1 protein-coding gene is annotated in these 1,439 nt (G+C 73.4%); it reads left to right on the top strand.

Annotated elements, in window-relative coordinates:
• Positions 1 to 1,439, top strand: a 1,439-nt coding sequence (locus tag ACFXPK_RS32900; protein ID WP_385080825.1) for a lyase family protein, incomplete at both ends; no start/stop codon positions are given.

The following is a 1,439-nucleotide window of genomic DNA, read 5'->3' as shown; positions in this document are numbered from 1 at the left end:
CCGTGATGCTGTTCCTCGCCGCCTATACCGCTCTGCTGCACCACCACTCCGGATCCGACGACCTCGCCGTCGGCCTGCCCGTCGCGAACCGCACCGAGCCCGGCACCCGTTCCATGGTCGGCACCTTCGTCAACATGCGCCTGGTGCGCGCCGACCTCACGGGCGACCCGGACCTCACCGAACTCGTCCGCCGGACCACCGCCGCCGTCCGGGCGGGGGACCGGCACGACATCCCTTTCCAGGCACTCGTCGAACTCCTGCCGGCACCGCGTCCGCCCGGCGTACCGCCCGGCTACCAACTGGCCGTCAACCACACGCCGGCCGGCAGCCTCGGCGCCCCCGTCTCCTCCTGCGAGGAGGACCTGCTGCTGGACATCGCCGACGGCACCGCGCGCCTCGTCTACGACACCGCCCTCTTCGACCGGGCCACCGTCGACACCCTGCTCGCCGACTACGTCCGGATGCTCGCCACTCTCCTGGACGCCCCCGGCACCCGTCTCTCCCGGCTCCGCGCCGACCCCGAGCAGAACATGTCCGACATCTCCTTCGCGGTGGAACGCCACGTGCAGGCCGGCGCCACCCCGCCCTTCCCCGCCTGGCACGTCGACCGCAGCCGCAACGACCTCCAGGTCTGCGCCCAGCTGATGGCGGCCCGCGACAACCTGGGCGCGGTCGCGGCGGACCTGGCCGCCTTCGGCCACGCCGTCACCGCACTCGCCGCCCGGTACACCGACACCCCGATGCCCGGCCACACCCACGGCCAGGCGGCCCAGATCATCACCCCCGGCTACCACCTCGCCGCCCTCGCCGCGGAGACCTCCGCCGCGCTGCGCCGCACACTGCACACCTACGACGAGATCGACGCCTGCCCCCTGGGCTCGGGCGCCATGGCAGGGCAGGAACTGCCCTGGGACCGGACCCGGCTGGCCGAACTCCTCGGCTTCGCCCGCACCCAGCCGCACGCCCTGGTGGGCGTCGCCTCCCGCACGTGGACGACCGCCATCGCCACCGACCTCGCCTCCTACGCCGCCGTCCTGAGCCGCTTCACCACCGACCTCATGACCTGGAGCGGCGCCGGCTTCGGCTTCCTCGACCTGCCCGACGAACTGGCCGGCATCTCCGCCGCCATGCCGCAGAAGCGCAACTTCCCCGTCCTGGAACGCATCCGGGGCCGCTGTGCCCACGTCGTGGGCCGGGCCGCGGACCTCGTCGCCGGACAGCGCAACACCCCGTACACCAACACCGTCGAGGTGTCCAAGGAGACCGGCGCCCACCTGCACGTCCAGGCCGTCGCCATGCGCTCCCTGCTGCGCCTGGCCCACGCCGTCGTCAACGGCGCCACCTTCCGCACCGAGCGGATGCGCGCCCCCTGCGCCGAGGACCACCACGGCGGATTCACCCTCGCCAACCGCCTCACCCTCGACTGCGGCAGCCCCAGG

Origin of the sequence: Streptomyces sp. NPDC059142 (genome assembly GCF_042755665.1) — a bacterium.
In the GTDB taxonomy this organism is placed as follows: Bacteria; Actinomycetota; Actinomycetes; order Streptomycetales; family Streptomycetaceae; genus Streptomyces.
Note: the sequence above shows the minus strand (reverse complement) of the source record. Positions and strands in the feature narration are given on the sequence as shown.